The organism is Nocardia sp. NPDC019219 (assembly GCF_040632645.1).
GTDB classification, from domain to species: Bacteria; Actinomycetota; Actinomycetes; order Mycobacteriales; family Mycobacteriaceae; genus Nocardia; species Nocardia sputorum.
The window spans coordinates 307,159-326,382 of record NZ_JBEYCG010000001.1 but is presented as its reverse complement, the minus strand read 5'-3'; the positions used below and the strand labels follow the sequence as shown (position 1 = coordinate 326,382).

The window sequence follows — 19,224 nt, the reverse complement described above, 5'->3', positions numbered from 1 at the left end:
GCCGAGCGACGAGGAGAGTGCACATGAGTCGTCCAGTGCGTATCGGAGTTCAGCTACAGCCGCAGCACGCGCCGGAATACCGGCTCATCCGCGACGCGGTGCTGCGCTGCGAGGACGCGGGTGTCGACATCGTCTTCAACTGGGACCACTTCTACCCGCTCACCGGCGATCCCGACGGCGCGCACTTCGAGTGCTGGACGATGCTGGGCGCGTTCGCCGAGCAGACCGAGCGGGTGGAGATCGGCGCGCTGGTGACCGGCGGTGGCTATCGCAATCCGGATCTGCTGGCCGACATGGCGCGCACCGTCGACCACATCAGTGGCGGCCGGCTGATTCTCGGCCTCGGCGCGGGCTGGTTCGAGAAGGACTACGACGAGTACGGCTACGAATTCGGCACCGCGGGCAGCAGACTGGAGCTGCTGAAGGAGACCCTGGCCCGGATCAGCTCCCGGTTGCCGAAGCTCAACCCGCGACCGACCCGCGACCTGCCGATTCTCATCGGCGGCGGGGGCGAGAAGAAGACATTGCGACTGGTCGCGCAGTACGCCGACATGTGGCACACCTTCGCCGACCTGGACGTGCTCGCGCACAAGAACAAGGTGCTCGCCGAACACTGCGCCGCCGTCGGCGCAGACCAGGCGCGCATCGAGCGCTCGGTGCAGTGGCCGGGCCTGGAGAAGGCGCCCGCCTTCGTCGAGGCGGGCGTGACGACCTTCACCATCGGGGCCAGCGGCCCCGACTACGACCTCAGCGAGGTCGCGAAGGCCGTGCGATGGCGTGACGAGGTCAATCCGGAACCGGTCAGCGGGCTGGCCTGAGCCCGATTGCCTGCCGGCTGATCCGCTGCGCTCCGGAATTCGGATCATGATGATCGGAATTTTCGACCGCCGGGCGCACATGGTTTCCGAGGTCACCGACTCGGGGTAGCTGTGGAATAGCAGATTTCCACGGCTAGGGTTGTCCGTCATGGCTGTTCTGCCCGCTGTGCGGTCTCGTGCGTTGATCGCCGTGATATTGCTTGCCGTCGGTCTCAGCGCGACGGCGTGCGGTTCCGGCTCCGACGACGCGGTCACCGAGCGCAACCTCTGCGCACCGCCCGGCCTGGCCGCGGCCTCCGCCGCGCCCACCAACCTGGCCTCCTCGGCCGCCGCGGGCAGCGACCGCTACACCACCGCGGCCACCGTGCCGCTGACCTCGATCGACGTCTCGAAGCTCGGTTTGATCACCCCGGGCAAGCTCAGCGTGGGCACGCTGTCGGACGCGCCACCGAGCATCTGCGTCGACCGGCAGGGCACGTTCACCGGCTTCGACAACGAACTGCTGAAGGCGATCGGCGCCAAGCTCGGCCTCCAGGTGGAATTCTCCGGCACCGAGTTCGCCGGGCTGCTCGCCCAGGTGTCCGGCGGCCGTTTCGACGTGGGTTCGTCCAACATCACCACCACGGACGCGCGCCGCCAACTGGTCGGCTTCACCAACGGCTACGACTTCGGTTACTTCTCCCTGGTGGTGCCGACCGGCAGCGCGGTCAAGGGATTCGCCGACCTGAACCGGAACACCCGGATCGCGGTGGTGCAGGGCACCGTGCAGGACGAATTCGTGGTGAACCAGCTGCGGCTGGACCCGGTGAAGTTCCCGGACTACAACACCGCTTACGCCAATTTGAAATCCGGCCAGGTGGACGCCTGGGTCGCCCCCTCCGCCCAAGCCGAAGGCGCGATCAAGCCGGGTGACGGAACGTCGGTGTCGCAGAACACCTTCAGCCTGGACAACTTCGTGGGCTACGCGGTCGCCAAGAACAATCAGCCGCTGATCGACGCGCTCAACAGCGGCCTGGACGCGGTGATCGCCGACGGCACCTACGCCAAGCTGTACACCGACTGGGTGCCCCGCCAGCTGCCGCCGGGCTGGAAGCCGGGCTCGAAGGCCGCCCCCGCGCCGCAGCTACCGGACTTCGCCGCGCTCGCCGCGGGCAAGCAGAAGGACGAAACCGCGCAGAACGCGCCGAAGTCCACGGTGCGGCAGTTGAAGGACACGTTCTTCGACTGGTCGCTGTACCGCAAGGCATTTCCCGACCTGTTCAAGACCGGCCTGCCCAATACGCTGATCCTGGCGGTGGTCTCGGGTGCGCTCGGCACCGTCCTCGGCATGCTCCTCGCGGTCGCCGGAATATCACGCACCCGCTGGTCGCGCTGGCCCGCGCGGGTGTACACCGACATCTTCCGTGGTCTGCCCGCCGTGGTGATCATCCTGCTGATCGGTCTCGGCGTCGGCCCGGTGGTGCGCAACCTCACCGGCAACAACCCCTACTGGCTCGGCGCGGTGGCGCTGGCGCTGCTCGCCTCGGCCTACATCGGCGAGATCTTCCGCTCCGGCATCCAGTCGGTCGAGACGGGGCAGCTGGAAGCGGCGCGCGCCATCGGTTTCGGATACCGCCAGGCGATGACGCTGGTGGTGATCCCGCAGGGCGTGCGCCGAGTGCTCCCGGCTTTGATGAACCAGTTCATCGCCCTCATCAAGGATTCCTCGCTGATCTACTTCCTCGGCCTGCTCGCCACCCAGCGCGAGCTGTTCGCCGTCGGCCGCGATCTCAACGCGCAGACCGGGAATCTATCGCCGCTGGTGGCGGCCGGGCTGGTCTACCTGATCCTGACCATCCCGCTGACCCACTTGGTGAACTACATCGACCGCCGGATGCGCACCGGCCGACCCGACCGGCCGATCGACCAGGTGGAGGCGGCCACGATCACGGAAGGGCGCGGATAGATGAGTGCCTCCCTCACCGGTACCGGACTGCATCTGACGCTGGGGCACAACCACGTGCTGCGCGGGATCGACATCCACGTCGACGCGGGCAAGACCGCCACCGTCATCGGGCCGTCCGGGTCGGGTAAATCGACCCTGCTGCGGGTGCTGAACCGGCTCTACGAGCCCGATCAGGGCGACGTGCTGCTGGACGGCAAGTCCGTGCTCACCGAGAACCCGGACCGGTTGCGTCAGCGCATCGGCATGGTGTTCCAGCAATTCAACCTGTTCCCGCACAAGACGGTCGCGGAGAACGTCGCGCTGGGTCCGCGCAAGCTGCGCGGCCTGTCCAAGGACGAGGCGCGGGCGCTGGCCGTCGAGCAATTGGAGATCGTCGGCCTGGCCGACAAAGCGGACGCGCGTCCGGCGAACCTGTCCGGCGGGCAACAGCAGCGCGTCGCCATCGCGCGGGCGCTGGCCATGCGGCCGGAGATCATGTTCTTCGACGAGGCCACCTCGGCGCTGGACCCCGAGCTGGTGAAGGGCGTGCTCGCGCTGATGACCGACCTCGCCTCCGGCGGCATGTCGATGGTCGTGGTGACCCACGAGATGGGTTTCGCCCGCACGGTGTCCGACAGCGTGGTGTTCATGGACCGCGGGCAGGTCGTGGAGACCGGCACGCCCGACGCCCTGTTCGACGACGCGCAGACGCCGCGATTGCAGAGGTTCCTCGCCCAGGTGCTCTGAGCCCTCCAGCACACTCGAGGCAATCTTGATTGATGCGCATCTGCTAATGTATCTGTCATCACGATTCCAGCTATCCGCGCCAGGAAAGAGGGAAATTCGATGACCACAGCACATGCGCAGCACACCGGCCACGACCATGTCCACGGCCCGGACTGCGGGCACACTGCGTTCCAGCACGGCGATCACATCGACTACGCCCACGATGGTCATCTGCATCGCGAACATCAAGGTCACTACGACGAATGCGAGCGGTCCGAGCGCACCGAATGCCGCGACCATCCGCATCAGCACGGCCCCAACTGCGGCCACGAGGCCGTCCCGCACGGCGACCACGTCGACTACGTGCACGACGGCCACCGCCACGCCCCGCACGACGGCCACTTCGACGAGCACTGAGTCGCGTCGGTACCGGGTCCTAGAGTCGGGCGGGTGATCGACGAACTCGAGATTCGCACCGCGGCGGGAACCTTCGACGTGCTGGCCGCCGGTGCTCCCGGCGACCGGGAAGTGCTGTTGCTGCACGGGTTTCCGCAGGGAGCGCGCGAGTGGGAGTTCCAGCTCGGTGTGCTCGGCGGCGGCGGGTGCCACGTCGTCGCGCCGGACCAGCGCGGGTATTCCCCGGGCGCGCGGCCCGAGCGTCCGGCCGATTACCGGATCGAGGAGCTGGCCGGCGATGTGATCGCCGTGGCCGACGCGCTGGGGTGGGACCGCTTCGACTTGATCGGCCACGACTGCGGCGCGCTGGTCGGTTGGGCGGTGGCGGCGGAACTGCCGCAGCGGATCCGCACCTTCGCCGCGGTGTCGCATCCGCATCCCGCCGCACTCCAGCAGGCGATGGCCGAGGACGAGGACCAAGCGCAGCGCTCGCACCACCTGACCGAGCTGCGCCGGCCCCGGACCGCGGAGCGGACCCTGCTGGCCGACGATTGCGCCGCGCTGCGCCGGATCTTCGAGTGGAAGATCCCGGAGGAACGCGTCGAGGAGTATGTGCGCAGGCTGGCGCGGCCGGGCGCGCTCACCGCGGCGCTGAACTGGTATCGCGCCATGGATCTAGCGGGTCCGATCGGTCCGGCGTGCGTGCCCACCTTGTACGTGTGGGGCACCGAGGACGCGACCGTCGGGCCCACAGCGGCGCTGGCCACCGGGAAATACGTGTCCGGCCCGTACCGGTTCGAGATGCTCGAGGACGTCTCGCACTGGGTTCCCGAGGAGGCGCCCGAGGCGCTGACCCGGCTGCTGATCCAGCACCTGCTCGCCCATCGGGACTGAATGCGCTGCTGCGCCGCCGATCCCGGCGTTTCCCGGACAGGGCTGCGACCAGAGGGAAGGCTGAGACTCGCGCACCGAGGCCGAGGGAGGTGAACCGTGGACGTCCAGGAAGTCAATCGGCGAACCATCGCGCAGTTCCGCGCGGGCGGCGCGATCGACGGCATGCAACGCGACCGTCTGATCCTGCTGACCACGACCGGCCGCAGAACCGGCGTCCCGTACACCACCCCGCTGATGTACCACCGCGACGGCGACCGGCTGTTGATCGTGGCGTCCAACATCGGGGCGCCGAAACATCCCGACTGGTACCTGAACCTGCGCGCGGACCCGCGCGTCACCGTCGAGGTGGGCGGCGAGGGCTATCCGGCGCGGGCCACCCCGCTTACCGGCGAGGACCGTGCCCGCACCTGGACGATGCTGAAGAACACCTATCCGTTCTTCGCCGAACACGAGATGCAGACTTCCCGGATCATCCCGGTGGTCGCGCTGACTCGGGCCTGAGGACCCGGGGGCGTCGCCCTGCCGGTGGGCTAGCGGCTCGCGTGCGTGTCGGAGCGAGCGCGGGCAGTGGCCGCGTCGGCTCGCCGGTCCGCGACCAGGTCGAGCAGAACCGTCAAGTTGTCCGGGTCGGCGGGGTCGACGACCCCTTCCGGTAGGGCCAGTTCGGTGAGCCGTTGTCCCCGGTGCAAGGCGGCGGGGCGCAACGGCGGCGCGTCGTCAGGTTGTCCGAGGATGGTGGCGATGTTTCCGTCGTTGTCGTAGACGGCGTAGTAGCGCATTGTGATGGGCTCCTCAGAGGCCGGTCGAGGCGGTCATCCGACTGGTGTAACTACGTCTCCTGATCGGGAATCGTGATGGCTGAGGCGTTCGAGCTTATCCACACGTTCGACGCTGAGTGTCGGTTTGCGCATCAGTAGCGTTACCCGTTTTCGATTCGTTCTCACGGCATCGCCGCACGTAGACAGGTATATGGAGACCGGAGGGCATGGTTTGCCCGAATCAGGCGCACACGGTGGCGAAGGCCGCCCAGAGCACCGGGGAGTGCTCGATCCGGCCGGTGTCGCGCCATGCGGCCAGACGGTCGCGCTGCCATGCGGCCAGCGCGGTCACCGGATCCGGTTGTTCGTGCGCCGCGTCGATGGCGCAGACGGCTTCCTGCAGCGGGAGGGCGTGCGCGGGCGCGCCCGCGACGCGCTGGAAGGCGAAATCCGTGGGCAGCGCCCACCGGCCCGCGGTGACCAGTTCCGCGCCGCCGGTGATCATCGCGGCGGTCAGGCCGAGCGCTTCGCTGAACCGGAGGTCGCCGCCGCTCTCGCAGGCGATCAGCGCGACCCGGCTCGGCATCGGCCACAGCCGCGCACCGGCGACGGGATCCGCGTCCAGGGTGTGCGTGCCGAGCAGCAGGTCTTTGGCCGAGAGCGGCCGGTGCGTGCGGGCCGGTTCGGCGAAGCCGACGGCATCGGCGGTGCAGGCGAGGTGCAACTGGGCGTCCTCGCTGCGACCGGATTCCGGCGCGGCGGCGGAGACGTGCCCGACGTAGATCAACCGGCTCGCGCCCGCGCGCAGGGCGGCGCCGAGCCACTGGCGATCGACATCGGTGCGCCGGAAAGCCGACACCGGATCCCGTGCCTCGGGCCGCAAGCGGCCGTTCGCGGCGTACTCCGCCATGCGTCGCGCGAGCGGGGCTTCGGCGGTCATCCGGCCCAGCACCGAACCCAGCGCCGAATCGGCGCGGAAACCGGGAACGCGCGGATCCAGCACCGCGACGACCGGCCCCCCGGCGGTGTCCGTCCAGGTGCGCGCGATCCGGCCCGGCGCTTGCACCACACTCGCCGCGGCGAGCAGGCTGACGTCGGCGATGTCGATCAACCGGACGTCGCGGTCCGGCGCGATGATCTCCCACGGCACCTGGGCGACCCGCGGTGACGGTTGCAGCCGGATATGCGGGCGCACGCCGCGCTGCCACAGCTCATAGAGCTGCGCGGCCAGGCCGTAGGGCAGCAGCGCCCGGGAAAGCTCCTGTGCCACGGAGTATTCGCGCTCGTAGTCGGCGAACGCGCCGGTGGTGAGGGCCCGCTCGAGACCGCCGGGCTCGGCGGGGTGCGGTAGCGCGCCGGCCAGCAGGGCGACCGCACGCATCGCCGCGTCTTCCGGAAGCACTCCCGCGCCCCGGGGTGCGCTGTCGTCGACCCACCGCCACGACACGTAGACGTCTCCCGCGTCCGCCATGCGGACGAGCACCGTCGGTCGCGTCATACCGTCAGCACCCGATCGTCGCGGATCACCCGGCCGTAGCGCTGCTCGGCGGCGGCGATGAACGGCGCGAGCGCGATCCGTCCTTCCGCGGCCAGGGCCAGGCGCGGCGGCGGGGCGACCGGCAGGCCCGCGCCCGCCGCGACCTCGGCCAGGGCGGCGCCCAGTTGCAGGGCGACGCTACCGGGGTGATCGGTGAAGTCCTCCGGTGGATCCGGCAATTCCAGTGGAAGCCGGGTGGGAGCAACCCGCTCCGTTCGATCCAAGGCCAAAGCTGTTCCAGCGCATTGGGTTTCGATCAAGTCGGCGACGAGGACACCATTGCCGGAAAGGTAGGCGAAGCGGAACGCCAACCGCATCGCCGGATCGGCGATCTGCCGGTTCCACTGCTCGCGCTGCGTGCCGTTCGGCAACGTGTGACGGACGGCGTCGATGGCCAGCGCGGCGGGAACGGCGATGCCGACAGCACGCCCGAGCAACTCCGCGGACGGCGACGCGGTCGCGCTGATCGCGCCTTCCAGCAGCGTCGCGTGCCAGAAATCGAGCTGGGCGCAGTGCAGGCCGAGGCCGCGTTCGGCATAGATCGCGAACGCCGCCGCGAGCAGTTGCTCGCACTCGTCGACCCGCCCGGCCTTGAACGCCAGGGTCGCCGCGCGAATGCGCAGGTCTGCGGCATCGAGCACCGCGCCGGACGCGACGAAATACGCCAAGCTCCGCTCGTAGCAGTCGCGCGCACTCGCCGGATCACCGCGGCCCTCGGCGAGAAACCCCATGATCTTGCGACCGATCCCGGCCCGGTGCTCCAACCCGGCTCGCTCGAAATATGCCTGACTGGAGCGCAGCGGCGCCTCCGCCTCGTCGTAGCGCTCGAGGCGGACGAGCATGGTGGCGAGATTCTGTTCGGTCTCGGCGACCGCGTTGCGATCGCCCGCGGACTCGAACGCGGCGAGGGCTTGCCGCGCGAAATCGACGGCCAGGTCGCGGCGGCCGGTCTCGAAGTACGTGGCCGCCAGGTTCATCAGTGGATGGCCGGCCAGTTGCGGTGCGAAACGGCGTGCCGCCGCGAGTGACTCGGTGGCCAGTTCGGCGGCGTAGGCCCAGCTCTGGCGGTGCAACGCGACGGCGGTGAGGGAGAGCAGGCAGGCCACCCGCAGTACGCCGAGATCGGTGTCGGTGTTGTCGGCTAGTAAGGCTCGTGCCTGTTCCAGCGCCGCCTGCGCCGCGTCCAGCTCGCCGAGATGCTGGAGCGCTTGCGACATGTTGACGAGGGCGTTCGGCCGCAATCGCGGGGCGTCCGCGGGCATTTCGGCCAGTGCCGAGCGGTAGAGGGCGAGCGAGGCGGCGTGGTCGCCGAGTTCGTCGGCCATGCTCGCGGCGTTGATGATCGCGCCGAGCCGGATGTCGCCGGTGGTGCGTTCGGCGGCATCCTCGAACAGGCGCTTGGCCTCGGCCGGGTCCCCACGGGTGTAGGCGGCGGCGCCCGCCGCGAGCACTTCCCGGCCGTCGTCGGGCGTCTCGTCGGCCATGTCAGAAGTCCGAATCCGACGCGGCGGCGGCTATCTCCGCCAGCAGCGGCGCGTCCATCGGGTTCTCGGGTGCGTCGTCCGTGCGGCGCAGTCGCGCTGTGACCAGGTCACGGATTCGTGCGCGCCGGTTCGCGGCGTCCGGCTCCGGTTCGTCCACGCCGACACCCGGCACGTAGACGTGCACGCTCACGCCCGCTTCCGCACCGGCCGGGGCCGCGGTCTCGGCCCGCCAGAGTTCGCCGTCTCGGATCAGCGGCACATCGGCGGTGTCCGCCGGGGTGCGGATTCCGGCGCGGGGATGCAGGTGCGCCGGGATGTCGGCGGGCGCGAGCGGGGCGGCGACCGCGCTCACCCGCACGAGCGTGGTCTCCGCGGTGCGCACCACTTCCCAGGACACAGCGCTTTCCGAGGCGTCGAGCAGGCCGGGCGGGCAGCGCTGCCAATCCCAGCCCGCGGTGCCCCGCGCCAAGACGAGAGCGCCGGGCGCGGCGAGGGTGGCCGGCCCGGCCGCCAGCGCGTAATCCTCCGCGCGGCCGAGTGTTTCGGTGGCCGCGGGTTCTTCCGGAGCCGCGTCGGCGCCGTCGACGATCAGGTCGCATTCTTCGCTGAGCGCGGCGATCTCGTCCTCGAGCAGGCCCTCGTCCAGCGGGGCGATGTCGTCCAACGTCGACGCGGGCCACCAGCGCGCCGCCCAGCGGGCGTAACCCAGCCGCCAAGCGCGGGCGGCGAGATCCGGCAGCGCCGGCTCGGCCTCGTATTCCCCTTCGCCCGCTGGTTCGTCGAGGGCGAGGGAGACCTCCGCGCCGTACACCGCCCAGACCCACTCCTGCGCGAGGGCCAGGTCGTCGATCACCGCCGCCGGGGTCACCTGCCCGCTGAGCAGGCCCCACGTCAAATGGCCGCCCGCCACCTCGAGCACGAGCACGTCCACTCCGGCCGCGTCGTCCACGACGGTCGGCGCGTCGTCCGGCGCGATGATCCACAGGTCGTCTCGACGGCGGATGCGTACGGTCGTCATCAGCTCGCCTTCGATTCCGCCGCGTCCGGCTCACCGGCGCTCACCCGCACGCTCAGTGCCCGCTTGACCCGCGTGCGATGGTCCAGGATCACCGACCGCGCCACTCCGTCGAGCAGATCCCACAACTCGTCCGGATCGTAGATCGCGAACTCCCGGACATCCCTGCCGTGCAGGCGCACCCACAATCGGCGCAGGTACGGCCGCCACGGCGTGATCAGCTCGGCGGCGATGGCGGCCAACGGACCCGTGGGCGGCTCGGCGGACACCACCAGCCGCCGCGCCTGCAGCACATAGGCTTCCCGCTGCCAGCGGCTGTTGACCACCTGATGCGCCGTGGAACGCGTGGTCCCCGTTTCGGCCAGACGCAGACGCGGTCGTCCCGTCGACGGTCCGCGGCGGTGCTCGATGGGAGCCAAGCCGGTCGCGAGCGCGGTTCCCGCCGTCGCGGTCACCCGCAGCGACTCGTCCAGCAGCGCCCACGGCGCGCAACTGCGGGCGATCTCGGCGTCGACCAGCTCGGGGATCGGCGGCAGCTCCGCGCGATCGGTGGACGCCTGCAACACGGTGAACACCCGCTCGTACACGGTGCGATCGAAGGGGAGCCCGAGGGACGATTTCGAGGCCGAGGAGCCGATCGCGGGGCGTTGCGGCGCCGGATGCGCGGTCAACCCCAGTTCCTGAGCGGAATGATCGGATGCGTCTTGCCACAACCGGATCCCCGTGTGGGTACCGGCATGGGTCGCGACCAGCCCGTCCAGGATTCGCTGTCCGTCGGCGTCGGCGCCGAGCCGTGCCGCCGCACAGGCTTCCAGCAGCTCGTCCACTTCGGCGTCGTGGTCGCCGCCCGGCGGGCCGGTGATCGGACGCCGCCGCCAGGCCAGCTCGAGCAGCCCGGCCAGCTCCCGTTCCCGGTTGTGGTCGGTGAGGTACTCCTTCAGCGCCTGCGTGGTGCGACCCGCGGTGTACTCGTGGATTTCGCGCAGCGCGTCCTCCGCGACCGCGCGAGCCCGCTCCGGGTCCGGCATGCCCGAAGTGGTCGCCAGCTCGAAACAACGCTGGAAGTACAGATCCTGCGGATGCCCCTCGGTGATCCGCAGCGTGCGCCGCACCTGTTTGAGCACCGTGAACCAGGCCGCCGTCGCGCGCAGCACATCCGCCGCGGCCTGGATCCGCGCCTCCAGCAACACCGCGCCGTCCGCCGTCAGGATCGGCCCGGCGCACAGCGGATGCTGCACGGGGCGGATCACCAGCGGGTCGAGCAGGAGTTTCACGGTCCGGCGCAGCGGACCCCCGTGCGGGCCGCTGAGCGGTTCGACACCGCCGAGCTTGCGCCACACCTCATCGAGCACCATGGCGCGCGGTCGTCGCATGCGTGCAGTGTATTGGCCGCGACGCGGTCCCGGTGTGTTCGCGGCGAGCTCACGACGGATTCTTCGGCGTCGTTCGCGCACGAATCAGGGCGCGCTACATGCGCGGAGTACCCATGTGTTGAGAGGGGCTCCGCGGTATCGCTGCAAGGACATAAGTACCGCTGCCGTTTTCGGATCCAGCGGCCGTAACATCCGGCCGCTGAAGGTCGAAGACACCGTGGAACAGGAGGCATTTTCATGAAGAATGTTATTACTGCCGCCGTACGCATCGCGGCCGCTGGAGTTTCGGGTCTGGCTTTCGTCGCTATTGCCGGTTACGGGACCGCCCAAGCGGCGCCGCAGGATTGCGTCGTCGAGCGCGATCTTTTCGGTGCGTCGGCGACTTGCCGACCCGACGGAGGAAGCGACTACGTCTTGCATGTCGACTGCTTCGGCCTCTACGCCAGCGGGCCGTTCCCGCAGTACGGCGTCGGCTCCTACCAAGCGCTGAGCTACCCCTTCACGCCGACCGGCCAGCGCATCACCACGGGATGCACGGGAACGGGTCCCGGTGTGGTCGCGGTGGCGACCAACGCTTATGTCGAGATTTATCGCGGCTAGGGCCGGTGTCGAAGTGCGGGCTCGGTGACTTCGAACTGCGTGTGGCATACCCACACTTTTGACTTCGACGCCTAAGGTCTGACTCGGTCCGCCCATCCGGGGCAGCTGAGTGGAGGGATTCGAAGATGAAGCTCGAGAAAATCACCGCTGCCGTTTTCCTGGCCATCTCGGCCGTGGGTATAGCCGCGGCCACCGCCCATGCGGAACCGGTCGTTGCGGAGCAGCCGACCGCGGTGATTGCGGAGGACGCGACTTCCGGTTCGGATCATGGCATCAACTACCAGTACAACGCTGTGGACGACCGCACCCCGACACCGACTCCCACAGCGGAAGATACCGCGCAACCGCAGGACATCAGCTCCTACGACCGGCTCAAGGAGCAGATCAACAAAAATCTCCCCGGCGTCGTCGGCGGCGCCATCGTGGGCGGCCTCCTCGGGGCGTGCATGCCCCTGATCTGGGGCGTCAGCATCCCCGTGGGTGTGCTGATCGGTGGAACCGTCGGCGGGTACGCCGCGGGCGGCCCGGAGTTCCTCGACGCCGTACAGGCGTTCATCGCCAACCAGGGCAGGTGAGATAGCGGCCGACTGGACCAGCTATGGGCGGCAGTGTCAGGTAGCGCCGATGACGAGGGCGTTGCGGTCGGCTTCGACAACGCCGGTGGTGATGGTGGTGCGGGGTTCGTCGATTCAGCATCGGGTGTAGCACCGGGCCGCCGCACCGCAACGGCGAGTGGTAGATTCGTCATTGGTCCGGCGCGCCCGCTTCTGACGTGGGCTACGAACCCGTCGCCGACCGAATCAGGATTCCTGGTCGCGAAGCATGCGACCACCCCGGCGCCGGTCTTGCCGGCGAACCGTCTCCGAATCACCACCAGCAGATCGGTCTGTCTGGCGCGTGCCGGACCGGCCGAGGGAGGACCAGTCTCCGATGATCACTTCGATCCGCACCACCGGCACCGAACGAGAACTGCTCGAGACCATGCTCGACCAGGCACGCGCCGATCTCATCGATACGGCGCGCGGCCTGTCGGAAACCGACGCCAGGAGCCGGCTCGTACCTTCGCTGACAACGCCGATAGCCCTGATCAAACACGCCGCGTTCGCCGAGCGGATGTGGTTCCAGCGCACGCTCGGACGACTCACCGACGACGACTGTGACGGCCCGCTGTGGGCACACGGAGGGTTCGAGGTGGGCGATGACGAGACGGTGACCGAGGTGATCGCGGAGTTCGAACGCGCAAGCGCCCGAGCCAGGTCTATCGCAGCGCGGATCCCCCTGGACGAGACCCGCGAGCATCCACACAAGGGAGTCGTCGTCAGCCTTCGCTGGATCTATATGTTCATGACCGCCGAGTTCGCCCGGCACGCCGGCCACGGAGACATCCTGCGCGAACAGATCGAGGCCCGATGATCGACCTGGCTCCCGTGGATGGCCCGCCGGTTCAAAGCCGAAATATCCGGCCGACCGCGTCGGTCACATCAGCTTCGGTCATCGCGGTGTCCATCTCGATAGCGGGCAAATGCAGGCGGGTGGTCTCGTTGCGAATGCGGTCGGTGAACAACCGGTCGCGGTCGAGCAGATTCTGCGCGGCACGCTGCGGGTGACTTGTCCTGCCGGGGATGTCCCAGCCGCGCCGGTCGAATGCGGCCCGGCGGAACTCGGGTGTCGGCAGCAGCCACACGCCGTGCTCAACGGTCGTGAGCAGGGGCGCGACCAATCGTGGCAGCAGGCGGAACCCCTCGGCGATGACACCGGTTTCGGCAGACATACCCAGCAGGTCCTCGACTATGAACCCGAAACCCTCACCGTCGAACCAGTGGAACGTCTCCAGCATCGTCTCAGGTGATCGGTTCACCCAGCGTTCGTCCATATCCATCGCTAGAAAGCGGCTGAGCAATGGCGCGTCATCGGAGGTGCTGCGGGCCGCGTGGTCGCGCATCGCCTCATCGGTCGAATACACCCGCAGCCCGTGCCGCGTCGCGAGATCGCGTGCGATCGTCGTCTTGCCTGCGCCGCTGCCCCCACCGATCCACCGGACGTGGCGTAGCCGCTCACGCAATACGGTCGCGGGGACAGATCGGATGTCCATCAGACCGAGTATTACAGCAACCGAATCGGCTCCTATCGGCATCCGCACAACTATCCGTCCAGGTGCCCGCCGATCCCCGGAAGCCGCCCCGTGTTGCCGAGTTCCCGGCGTTCGCAGGTACACGATCCGGCTGCACCGATGAGTTTCGGGGGTATCCGCCGTCGATGTCTGTAAGGACATGATCATGGACCTTCCCGAGGGGTGGGTGCCAGATGATCTCGCAAAGCGGAGAGGAATTCAGGCATGACGAGACCGTTTCGGTTCGGGGTCGTTGCCCCGCTCAGGACTGACGTGCCGACGTGGCGAGACCGCGTGCGCCGCATCGCCGACAGCGGCTACTCGACGTTGCTGGTGCCCGACTTCCCGCAGACGCAACCGGCGCCAGGCCCGATGCTGGCCACCGTCGCGGCCCTGACCGACCTGCGCGTGGGCACGTGGGTGTACGCCTCTCCGCTCCGCCCGGCCTGGCTGACGGCGTGGGAAGCGCACTCGCTGTCGCTGCTGACCGACGGTCGCTTCGAGATGGGCATCGGCACGGGCAGGCCGGGAATCGAGGACGAGCTCCGCGACAAGGGACAGCCCGCCGTACCGCCGCCGAACGAGCGGCTGGCACAGATCCGTGAGACCGTCAGGAGGCTGCGAGATCTCGACGGCCCCGACCGTCACACGCCCGTAGCGATGGCCGTATACGGTCCGAAGGCCCGGGCGTTGGCGGCCGAGGTCGCGGACACCGTCACCTTCGTGCTGGGGGATCAGCCTCGGGGCGAAGTCGAGCGTCTGGCACGCGAGTTCCGCGCCATCGGGGATGCCGAACTGGCGCTCGCCGTTCCGGTTATCGGTGACACCGTCGCGCCGCACATGGCGCCCCCCGACACCGACCCCGCCGCGTGGCGTGCGGCGGACGCACTGACCGTACTTCCGGACGATCCGGCGGCCGCCGCCGAGGAGATCCAGCGCCGACGGGAGGAGATCGGCTTCTCCTATTTCGTCTTCGGCGCCGACTTCGCCGAGAGATTCGCTCCGGTCGTCGCCGAACTCAGCGGACGTTAGCGGGGCGGCTGAGGCCGTCGAGCCGACGACGAAGTGTGGCGTGGCGGCAGCGCCGATACCAGCGGCGGCCTGCCCCGCCTCCACCAGTGGAGGCTGGACCTGACCCATGGCACGGTCGTCGAGGAGCAGATCGACGACGTGGCCGTGGAATACCCCCGAGTCGCCGACACCGCGATCGGGCGCGCGCACCGCTTCGGATACGTGACCAGCTTCTCCCTCGATGCCCGACCGCCGCATTCCCGCATCTATCGCTACGACTTCACCCGCGGCGTCACCCGCCATACCCACCAGCTGCCCGACAACCACACCTGTGGCGAGGCCGTCTTCGTCCCCCGCCACGCCACCACCGGTGAAAACGACGGATACCTGCTCACCTTCGCCCACGACCGCGCCCGTGGAACCAGCTACCTGCTGATCCTCGACGCAACCGACCTCGCCGCCGCACCGGTCGCCGAAATCCATCTGCCCGTGCGAGTCCCCAACGGCTTCCACGGGACCTGGATACCCACATCCAAGACAGTGGTGTAGCACGGGAGTCTCGAAAAAAATCTTCACGAACGGCGATGAGTTTTCGGACGGTGCTCCGTCCTATCTGTTGAACGCGCTACCAACCCGGCGCGACCGACCAGAGGACCGGAAATGACCAGTGCCAACCCCACCGCCAACTTCACCGCCGACGTCACCGACCGTCCCGGCAAGGCCCGCAACCGCGTCCTGTGGACCCTGCAGATCCTGCTCGGCCTGTTCTTCATCATCGCCTCCGGCGGGCCGAAGCTCGTGATACCGAACACCTTGACGGACAATGCCCCCGAGAATCTGACCATCCCCCTCGGACTGCTCATCTTCATCGGAGTCGTGGAGGTCGCGGGCGGTATCGGCCTTATGGTGCCACGGCTCAGTGCCCTGGCCGCCGTGGGTCTGTCCGTTCTTACCGTGCTGGCCGCCGGGACGCAGGCTTTGATCGCCGACAAGCCCGCGATGGCGATCTTCCCGTTGGTACTCGCCGCGATCTTCGCCTGGATCGCCTACGAGCGCCGCGCCACCGTCACCGATCTGCGTAACGCGCTCTCGCGATGACGAACCCATAAGCACGACCGGCGATCGGGGCCCAACCACCGATCGCCGATCGTGCGTTTCGCATCGATCGCCCGTCGGGTTGGCGGCGATCGATCCAGCGGCCACCTGGTTCGCGGCGGCCCGGCCTGGGCGCCGCACCAGGTGGCAGTGCATGGCATCGCCGCCGACGAGCACGCCGAGCGCAGCCGTGGGTTCGATCGAGATCGGTTGTATCTGGGATGCGCGCGGTTCAGAGGACTCCGATATAGGCCATCACCACCAAGACGAAGGCCGTGGTGCCGGTGAACCCGATGCCGCCGTCGCGGATCGTGTCGGTGACGTGGCCCCCTCCGAAATGGGTGAGCAGGGCGTTGACCATGCCGGTGATGATGCCGAGCAGTAGTGCGATGGTGATCAGCAGTGTCTTACGCAGGGTGGGATGCATGGCTGTGGTTCTCCTGGGGCTGGTTTCGAACTGGGTCGAGTTCCAGCACAGCCCGCACGGTGGTGTTCCAGCGAACCCCGTGAATCGTTAGAGTGCATGAATGCGCATGTCAGGGGTGGGTTTTCGGCTGATTACCTGTTCGCGAGTCGTGCCGAGCCGTCGCGACTCGCGCTTCTTCGGGCAGCGATGATGGCCGAGCAGGGTGCGCGGGAGGAATTCTTCACCGCCCTGGACGCGGCCCGGGCGGCGGCGCGATCACCATCGGCAAAGCGGCCGCTGTCAGTGCAGGCGATCGCCCGGGGAGCCGGGGTACCGGAATCGACGTTGCGTAGCTGGTTTCCCACCAACCCTGCCGTGCAACGCACGGTGCCACGCGACGACGACCAGCTGATCACGGTGGTGGAGTACTTCCTGCGCCGCGCCGGTCGCCTGGCCGATCGCGCGCATCTGGACCGTCGCACCCGGGAAGACTGGCTGGCTCGCCGCGACGCCGCCGCGGCCGTACCCGCCGATCCCCCGACGGCCGCTGTGGGGAGCACCCGGATGCCGGGATGGGCAGGGCTGGTAGAGCAACTCGACGAAGGGGATCTCCCCCGTGTGGAGGCATTGACCCCGTACCGGCTGGGTGCGACGCCGAACCGGTTCGGCGAACCCGAAGATGCCCATGACGGTCTCGCTGCACTCGATGAGTACGTTGCTCGTACCGCTCGCGACGTGGATACACGGGTCGCCACCGCCTTGGTCGAGCAACGGATCGTCGTCATCACCGGACCGTCGAAGGCCGGTAAGACCAGAACCCTGTTCGAAGCCGCACGTCGCATGCTGCCGCACGCTCGGGTGCTGGTTCCCCACCCCAATACGCTGCACCGCGTCCCCGAGCATCCACGGTTCACCACCAGTACGGAGGTGATCGTGGTCTGGCTGGAAAACCTGCAGGATTTCCTGACCGCCGAGCACCCCCTCACCCCCGCCCTGCTCGCCCATCTGAACGACCGCCCCGCCCGCACCGTGGTCGCCGCGACCCTTCGCAGCGAAGCCCTCGCCCGCCTCCGCGATGACAACGGCGGTGAACTGACTCGCGACATCAGGGCTGTCCTCGACCAGGCTTGCCGCATAGAACTGGCATCGACCAGCGAAGACCCCGCCGAGCAAGCCCAAGCGGCGGTTGCTTACCCGTCTCTCCCCCTCGACCGGCACGGGCTTGCCGAGGTCCTGGCTGGTGCTCCGGAACTTCTGCGTCGCTACGACGCCGCCCGCATCCTCGAACCTGTCCTCCGCACAGTCATCGAAGTCGCCGTCGACTGGAGTCGCATCGGACAACCTGATCCCGTCCCGGAAACCGTCCTCACCGAGCTGGCCCTGGCCCGTATCGATGGACAACGTGCCGACCTCGACATCACCGACGCTGACGTGAAAGCCGCGATTCAGACCGCCTGCACCCCCACCGAGCAGGTAGGAAGAGTCGCAGCATTGCAATCCGGCCGCAACCCGGATCGCTCCCGCACCTTCACAGCATTCGATTACCTCATCGCCGCCGACGACGGACAAAACCATCCACACCGCCCCATCCCGACAGATTTCTGGCACACCACCACCCAGCAGGCGCAACCCCACACCCTGAGAAGGGTCGGCTACCAGGCCTACCTGCGTGGAGAACTCGACATCGCCGAAACAATGTGGCGCCGAACCACTATCAACGACCCGCTCTCCATGACCAACCTCGGCCACCTAGTGGAGAGGCGGGGTGAACTCGCCGAAGCTGAAACGTGGTACCGCCGCGCTCTCGACGCCGACCCCGACTACACATACGCCATGGTCATGCTTGGCCACCTACTGAGCAAACGCGGTGATTTCGCTGAGTCTGAAACCTATTACCGCCGCGCCCTCGAAACCGACACCGGCACCGGCACCGATGTTCATCACGCATTTGTCATGGTCAGACTCGGTGGCCTGTTCAAGGGGCGGGGTGATCTTGCCGAGGCCGAAACGTGGTATCGCCGCGCAATCGACGCCGACCCCGACTACGCATACGCCATGAGCATGCTGGGCAACGCGCTCAAGGAGCGGGGTGATCTTGCCGAGGCCGAAACGTGGTATCGGCGCGCGATCGACGCTGATCCCGACTACGCGTACGCCATGTGCAGCTTCGGTGACCTGTTCAAGGAGCGGGGTGATCTTGCCGAGGCCGAAACGTGGTATCGGCGCGCGATCGACGCTGATCCCGACTACGCATACGCCATGGTCGAACTCGGTGACCTGTTCAAGGAGCGGGGTGATCTTGCCGAGGCCGAAACGTGGTATCGCCGCGCGATCGACGCTGACCCCGACTACATATTCGCTATGGAGAGCCTCGGTGACCTATTCGGGACACGGGGTGATTTCGCCGAGGCGGAAACCTGGTACCGCCGTGCGATCAACGCCGAACCCGACCATGCGTACGCCATGGTTAAACTCGGTGGCCTTTTCCAGGCGCGGGGTGATTTCGCCGAGGCCGAAGCCTGGTATCGCCGCGCCCTCAACACTGACACTGGCACCACGACCACCGAATACCATGCATACGCCATGGTCGAACTCGGTGACCTCTTCCAGGCAAGGGGCGATCTCGACGAAGCCGAAACCTGGTACCACCACGCGATCCACACCAGCGCCGACCATGCGTACATCGTGGACAAACTCGACCACTTGGTTGAGAAACGCGGGAAGCGCGACGACGCCGAAAGTTGAAGGTCAGGCAGCCGGAGAGTAAAAAATCGTTCAGTTCTCCGACGCACTGCTCAGACTACGGATTCAGGTGAGGAGTTGAGGCGCGTGGTCGCGCTTCGTGCACGGTCCGTCGTACAGTCGCTCGTTCGGCAACCGGCGTAAGCCGGTTGTGTCGCCTGGGATCACCTCGACGGAGTCGACGAACCTTCGCCGGTGCTGTTCTTGGAGGAACCACAAGGCGGAGGTGAGGCAGGCGGCGAAGTCCAATCGGTGGCCGTCGATCACCACCGCTAGGCGCACGTCAGGCTGCTCCGGGTGCGGTGACGGTTGCTCTCGGGTGTGGTCGAGGGCCG

At 68.0% G+C, this 19,224-nt stretch carries 20 protein-coding genes; 13 read left to right on the top strand and 7 right to left on the bottom strand.

All coding sequences use genetic code 11. The features are described 5' to 3' along the window. The first annotated feature begins 23 nt into the window (after positions 1-23). From ABZ552_RS01530 to ABZ552_RS01505, 6 genes are all read left to right on the top strand, one after another. On the top strand, positions 24-818 hold the full coding sequence (locus tag ABZ552_RS01530; protein ID WP_281916291.1) for an LLM class F420-dependent oxidoreductase: 795 nt from the start codon (positions 24-26) through the stop codon (positions 816-818). A 148-nt stretch (positions 819-966) separates the two neighbouring features. Then, positions 967-2,763, top strand: coding sequence for an ABC transporter substrate-binding protein/permease (locus ABZ552_RS01525; protein WP_281916292.1), 1,797 nt, complete (start codon positions 967-969; stop codon positions 2,761-2,763). Further along, positions 2,764-3,489 (top strand): amino acid ABC transporter ATP-binding protein, encoded by a 726-nt coding sequence (locus ABZ552_RS01520; RefSeq protein WP_159846500.1) that lies wholly within the window; start codon positions 2,764-2,766, stop codon positions 3,487-3,489. 99 nt (positions 3,490-3,588) lie between these two features. Continuing rightward, positions 3,589-3,885, top strand: a complete 297-nt coding sequence (locus tag ABZ552_RS01515) for a hypothetical protein (protein WP_357435179.1) — start codon at positions 3,589-3,591, stop codon at positions 3,883-3,885. Positions 3,886-3,918: 33 nt separating this feature from the next. Then, positions 3,919-4,758, top strand: coding sequence for an alpha/beta hydrolase (locus ABZ552_RS01510; protein ID WP_281876342.1), 840 nt, complete (start codon positions 3,919-3,921; stop codon positions 4,756-4,758). Positions 4,759-4,854: 96 nt separating this feature from the next. Beyond that, positions 4,855-5,259, top strand: a complete 405-nt coding sequence (locus ABZ552_RS01505; protein ID WP_281876341.1) for a nitroreductase family deazaflavin-dependent oxidoreductase — start codon at positions 4,855-4,857, stop codon at positions 5,257-5,259. A gap of 29 nt (positions 5,260-5,288) precedes the next feature. Here the strand turns inward: ABZ552_RS01505 and ABZ552_RS01500 are convergent, their stop codons facing one another. The 5 genes from ABZ552_RS01500 to ABZ552_RS01480 form a co-directional block, all read right to left on the bottom strand. Continuing rightward, entirely contained in the window at positions 5,289-5,537 is a 249-nt protein-coding gene (locus ABZ552_RS01500; RefSeq protein WP_281876340.1) for a hypothetical protein, read from the bottom strand. Between the two features lie 220 nt (positions 5,538-5,757). Further along, a complete protein-coding gene (locus ABZ552_RS01495) occupies positions 5,758-7,014 on the bottom strand; it encodes a CHAT domain-containing protein (RefSeq protein WP_357435176.1) in 1,257 nt (418 codons plus the stop codon). Further along, positions 7,011-8,537 carry a tetratricopeptide repeat protein gene (locus ABZ552_RS01490; protein ID WP_357435174.1) on the bottom strand — a complete coding sequence of 509 codons (1,527 nt, stop codon included), beginning with the start codon at positions 8,535-8,537 and terminating at the stop codon, positions 7,011-7,013. Before ABZ552_RS01490 ends, ABZ552_RS01495 begins: the two co-directional genes overlap by 4 nt. 1 nt (position 8,538) lies before the next feature. Then, the gene (locus ABZ552_RS01485; protein WP_357435172.1) at positions 8,539-9,555 is read right to left on the bottom strand and encodes a hypothetical protein; all 1,017 of its coding nucleotides are present in this window, start codon (positions 9,553-9,555) and stop codon (positions 8,539-8,541) included. Next, positions 9,555-10,907, bottom strand: coding sequence for a hypothetical protein (locus ABZ552_RS01480; RefSeq protein ID WP_357435532.1), 1,353 nt, complete (start codon positions 10,905-10,907; stop codon positions 9,555-9,557). The genes ABZ552_RS01485 and ABZ552_RS01480 overlap by 1 nt, the downstream gene beginning before the upstream one ends. Positions 10,908-11,162: 255 nt before the next feature. Between ABZ552_RS01480 and ABZ552_RS01475 the strand changes: the two genes are divergently transcribed. The 3 genes from ABZ552_RS01475 (at position 11,163) to ABZ552_RS01465 (ending at position 12,938) form a co-directional block, all read left to right on the top strand. Next, the gene (locus ABZ552_RS01475) at positions 11,163-11,525 is read left to right on the top strand and encodes a hypothetical protein (RefSeq protein WP_357435171.1); all 363 of its coding nucleotides are present in this window, start codon (positions 11,163-11,165) and stop codon (positions 11,523-11,525) included. A 125-nt stretch (positions 11,526-11,650) separates the two neighbouring features. Further along, the gene (locus ABZ552_RS01470; protein WP_357435169.1) at positions 11,651-12,100 is read left to right on the top strand and encodes a hypothetical protein; all 450 of its coding nucleotides are present in this window, start codon (positions 11,651-11,653) and stop codon (positions 12,098-12,100) included. Positions 12,101-12,455: 355 nt separating this feature from the next. After that, complete coding sequence (locus ABZ552_RS01465) at positions 12,456-12,938, top strand: DinB family protein (RefSeq protein WP_357435167.1); 483 nt, start codon at positions 12,456-12,458, stop codon at positions 12,936-12,938. 31 nt (positions 12,939-12,969) lie between these two features. Here ABZ552_RS01465 and ABZ552_RS01460 read toward each other — a convergent pair whose 3' ends face one another. Further along, a complete protein-coding gene (locus tag ABZ552_RS01460) occupies positions 12,970-13,617 on the bottom strand; it encodes a hypothetical protein (RefSeq protein ID WP_357435165.1) in 648 nt (215 codons plus the stop codon). Positions 13,618-13,860: 243 nt separating this feature from the next. Between ABZ552_RS01460 and ABZ552_RS01455 the strand changes: the two genes are divergently transcribed. The 3 genes from ABZ552_RS01455 (at position 13,861) to ABZ552_RS01445 (ending at position 15,744) form a co-directional block, all read left to right on the top strand. Next, a complete protein-coding gene (locus tag ABZ552_RS01455) occupies positions 13,861-14,667 on the top strand; it encodes an LLM class flavin-dependent oxidoreductase (protein WP_281876329.1) in 807 nt (268 codons plus the stop codon). Between the two features lie 33 nt (positions 14,668-14,700). Further along, on the top strand, positions 14,701-15,195 hold the full coding sequence (locus ABZ552_RS01450; RefSeq protein WP_281876328.1) for a carotenoid oxygenase family protein: 495 nt from the start codon (positions 14,701-14,703) through the stop codon (positions 15,193-15,195). A gap of 111 nt (positions 15,196-15,306) precedes the next feature. Next, complete coding sequence (locus ABZ552_RS01445) at positions 15,307-15,744, top strand: DoxX family protein (protein ID WP_357435163.1); 438 nt, start codon at positions 15,307-15,309, stop codon at positions 15,742-15,744. Positions 15,745-15,973: 229 nt separating this feature from the next. Here the strand turns inward: ABZ552_RS01445 and ABZ552_RS01440 are convergent, their stop codons facing one another. Beyond that, a complete protein-coding gene (locus tag ABZ552_RS01440) occupies positions 15,974-16,168 on the bottom strand; it encodes a hypothetical protein (protein ID WP_281876326.1) in 195 nt (64 codons plus the stop codon). 96 nt (positions 16,169-16,264) lie between these two features. On the opposite strand from ABZ552_RS01440, the gene ABZ552_RS01435 reads away from it, so the two are divergent. Beyond that, the gene (locus ABZ552_RS01435) at positions 16,265-18,892 is read left to right on the top strand and encodes a tetratricopeptide repeat protein (RefSeq protein ID WP_357435161.1); all 2,628 of its coding nucleotides are present in this window, start codon (positions 16,265-16,267) and stop codon (positions 18,890-18,892) included. Positions 18,893-19,224: the final 332 nt, after the last annotated feature.

Excerpts from the sequence above, each read along its gene's own strand:
- ABZ552_RS01455 (WP_281876329.1), top strand. The coding sequence starts at position 13,861 with ATGACGAGACCGTTTCGGTTCGGGGTCGTTGCCCCGCTCAGGACTGAC.
- ABZ552_RS01445 (WP_357435163.1), top strand. The coding sequence starts at position 15,307 with ATGACCAGTGCCAACCCCACCGCCAACTTCACCGCCGACGTCACCGAC.
- ABZ552_RS01470 (WP_357435169.1), top strand. The coding sequence starts at position 11,651 with ATGAAGCTCGAGAAAATCACCGCTGCCGTTTTCCTGGCCATCTCGGCC.
- ABZ552_RS01530 (WP_281916291.1), top strand. The coding sequence starts at position 24 with ATGAGTCGTCCAGTGCGTATCGGAGTTCAGCTACAGCCGCAGCACGCG.
- ABZ552_RS01435 (WP_357435161.1), top strand. The coding sequence starts at position 16,265 with ATGAATGCGCATGTCAGGGGTGGGTTTTCGGCTGATTACCTGTTCGCG.
- ABZ552_RS01475 (WP_357435171.1), top strand. The coding sequence starts at position 11,163 with ATGAAGAATGTTATTACTGCCGCCGTACGCATCGCGGCCGCTGGAGTT.
- ABZ552_RS01515 (WP_357435179.1), top strand. The coding sequence starts at position 3,589 with ATGACCACAGCACATGCGCAGCACACCGGCCACGACCATGTCCACGGC.
- ABZ552_RS01525 (WP_281916292.1), top strand. The coding sequence starts at position 967 with ATGGCTGTTCTGCCCGCTGTGCGGTCTCGTGCGTTGATCGCCGTGATA.
- ABZ552_RS01440 (WP_281876326.1), bottom strand. The coding sequence starts at position 16,168 with ATGCATCCCACCCTGCGTAAGACACTGCTGATCACCATCGCACTACTG.
- ABZ552_RS01520 (WP_159846500.1), top strand. The coding sequence starts at position 2,764 with ATGAGTGCCTCCCTCACCGGTACCGGACTGCATCTGACGCTGGGGCAC.
- ABZ552_RS01485 (WP_357435172.1), bottom strand. The coding sequence starts at position 9,555 with ATGACGACCGTACGCATCCGCCGTCGAGACGACCTGTGGATCATCGCG.
- ABZ552_RS01465 (WP_357435167.1), top strand. The coding sequence starts at position 12,456 with ATGATCACTTCGATCCGCACCACCGGCACCGAACGAGAACTGCTCGAG.
- ABZ552_RS01490 (WP_357435174.1), bottom strand. The coding sequence starts at position 8,537 with ATGGCCGACGAGACGCCCGACGACGGCCGGGAAGTGCTCGCGGCGGGC.
- ABZ552_RS01495 (WP_357435176.1), bottom strand. The coding sequence starts at position 7,014 with ATGACGCGACCGACGGTGCTCGTCCGCATGGCGGACGCGGGAGACGTC.
- ABZ552_RS01480 (WP_357435532.1), bottom strand. The coding sequence starts at position 10,907 with ATGGTGCTCGATGAGGTGTGGCGCAAGCTCGGCGGTGTCGAACCGCTC.
- ABZ552_RS01460 (WP_357435165.1), bottom strand. The coding sequence starts at position 13,617 with ATGGACATCCGATCTGTCCCCGCGACCGTATTGCGTGAGCGGCTACGC.
- ABZ552_RS01500 (WP_281876340.1), bottom strand. The coding sequence starts at position 5,537 with ATGCGCTACTACGCCGTCTACGACAACGACGGAAACATCGCCACCATC.